Origin of the sequence: Burkholderia sp. Ac-20392 (assembly GCF_017104585.1) — a bacterium.
GTDB lineage: Bacteria > Pseudomonadota > Gammaproteobacteria > Burkholderiales > Burkholderiaceae > Burkholderia > Burkholderia lata.
The window spans coordinates 1-2,300 of sequence record NZ_JAAGPB010000822.1 but is presented as its reverse complement, the minus strand read 5'-3'; the positions used below and the strand labels follow the sequence as shown (position 1 = coordinate 2,300).

Genomic DNA, 2,300 nt, shown 5'->3' with positions numbered 1-2,300 from the left:
GCCTCGATCGCGCGCAGGCCGACCAGCGAGCGTTCGACTTCCTCGTACAGCAGGAACGCGCGCCGCGTCGGCGTGACGCGCGGGCCGTGCCGGTCGAACAGCGCGTAGCCGAGATCGGCTTCGAGCTCCTGGATCTGCCGCGTGACGGCCGGCTGCGAGCGGCCGAGCAGTTCGCCCGCGCCGGTCACGCTGCCGGCCGACATGACCGCGGAAAAGGCTTCGAGTTGATGCAGCTCCATGACACCTTCCGATGATGCGATTTGCGCATTGTAGAAGTGCGAGCATGCGTAATTCATATAATGATTTTTGCTATCGACAGCGCGAAAACTGCGAAGGGCCCGATCGTTGCGATGGTCGGTGGTGCGAGCGTGTGCGTCGGTTGCGACGGGTGACGTGAACGAAACGCCAATCGAATCAACGTGATGCGATCCATGCCGACACAGCGCGCGATGCAGGGCGTTCAGGCGAGCGTTCGCGAGCCCCCGCCTCTTCGCGCCGCGCGCGATATCGATATGCGCAAAACTTCGTTGGATCGTCCTGAACCGGATGGTTACATGCCCTCACTCTTTTCGACTGACTGAAGCTGGGGGACGCATGAACGTTTCGGGGAACGACGCACGCGGCGCATGGCGGCGCGTGCTGGGCACGGTGGCGGCGCTCGCTGCCGCATGGGGCTTGTCGACGGGCGGCGCGCTCGCGGCGGGCGTGTCGGGCGAGCCGGTGGTGATCGGCGTGAGCGGGCCGCTCACGGGGCAGGATGCGCAGTACGGCGAACAATGGAAACGCGGCTTCGATCTCGCGCTCGACGAGATCAACGGCAGCGGCGGCATTCACGGTCGTCCGCTCGCGGTCGACTTCCAGGACAGCCGCAGCGACCCGCGCCAGGCGGTGGCGATCGCGCAGAAGTTCGTCGCTGATCCGCGCATCGCGATCGAGCTGGGCGACTTCTCCAGCGCGACGTCGATGGCCGCGTCGCCGATCTACCAGCGCGGGCAGCTGATCCAGTTCGGCTTCACGAACTCGCATCCGGACTTCACGAAGGGCGGCGACTATCTGTGGAGCACCGCGCTGAGCCAGGCCGAGGAGCAGCCGCTGCTTGCGCGCTACGCGGTGAAGGAGCTCGGCTTCAAGCGGATCGCGGTGCTGTACCTCAATACCGACTGGGGCCGCACCAGCAAGGACATCTTTGCGAAGGCGGTGGCCGGGCTCGGCGCGCAGGTCGTCGCGGCCGAAGGCTATCAGCCGACGGAGAAGGATTTCCGCTCGACGCTCGTGCGGATCGGTGCATCGAAGCCCGATTCGATCGTGCTGATCTCGTATTACGCGGACGGCGCGCAGATCGTGCGGCAGGCGCGCACGTCGGGCGTCACGCTGCCGATCGCGGCAGTCGGCTCCGTGTATTCGCCGAAATTCCTCGAGCTGGGCGGCGCGGCCGTCGACGGCGTCTATACCGAATCGAACTTCTTCCCGGCCGAGCCGCGACCCGAGGTGCAGGCGTTCGTGCAGCGTTATCGCGCGAAATTCCATGCCGATCCCGACTCGTTCGTTGCGCGCGCATACGACGCGCTGATCCTGTCGGCCGAAGTGCTGCGCCGCTACGGCACGACGCGCCAGGCCGCGCACGACGGCTTCGCGAAAATCAGCGACGTGCCGAGCGTGATCTTCGGCAAGGTGCGCTTCGATCCGCAGACGCGCCGCGTCGCGGGCGCACGTACCGTGTATCTCGTCGTGAAGCAGGGGCAGTGGGCGCTGTGGGACGGCGCGAAACCGCAGCTCGCCGCGCGTTGAACCGGAACCTGAACAGCATGCACGCAACGGACGCATCGTGATGGCTTCCTGGCTCGACTACACGCTCAACGGCCTCATCGTCGGCAACATCTACGCGCTGCTCGCGGTCGGGCTCGCGCTGATCTTCGGCGTGTCGCACCTGATCAACTTCGCGCACGGCTCGGTCTACATGGTCGGCGCGTTCATCGGCTGGCTGTGCCTGACGCGCTTCGGGCTGCCGCTGCCGATCGCGCTCGCGGCAGTCGTCGTCGGCTGCGGCGCGCTCGGCGTCGCGATCGAGCGGATCGGGCTGCGGCCGCTGCGTCACGAGATCGGAATAGCGTAGGGTGAGGAAAGAGTGCGTGTGAAGTGAGAGATAATAAGAAAGAATATGAATATGAGAGAAGAACTGTGTGTAGCAAGAGGAAGACGGTAAATAAGAGGAGGGATGAACAATGTAAGAGGACGGAGAAGTAAAATAAAACGGACGAGGTGGAGAAGTGGAAGAGAAGAGTGTAATTTTTTTTTTTTTC

2 protein-coding genes and 1 pseudogene are annotated in these 2,300 nt (G+C 64.3%); 2 read left to right on the top strand and 1 reads right to left on the bottom strand.

The window, feature by feature from the left end; all coding sequences use genetic code 11:
• A partial coding sequence (locus G3N99_RS38665) for a LysR family transcriptional regulator (RefSeq protein WP_241012071.1) occupies positions 1–296 on the bottom strand: 296 nt, incomplete at its 3' end.
• Positions 297–594: 298 nt separating this feature from the next.
• Here G3N99_RS38665 and G3N99_RS38660 point away from each other — a divergent pair.
• Positions 595–1,788 (top strand): ABC transporter substrate-binding protein, encoded by a 1,194-nt coding sequence (locus tag G3N99_RS38660; protein ID WP_011356128.1) that lies wholly within the window; start codon positions 595–597, stop codon positions 1,786–1,788.
• A 40-nt stretch (positions 1,789–1,828) separates the two neighbouring features.
• Positions 1,829–2,095 (top strand): annotated as a pseudogene (locus tag G3N99_RS38655) (ABC transporter permease); the annotation flags it as partial.
• Positions 2,096–2,300: the final 205 nt, after the last annotated feature.

Coding starts and splice junctions, on each gene's coding strand:
- G3N99_RS38660 (WP_011356128.1), top strand. CDS start 595: ATGAACGTTTCGGGGAACGACGCACGCGGCGCATGGCGGCGCGTGCTG.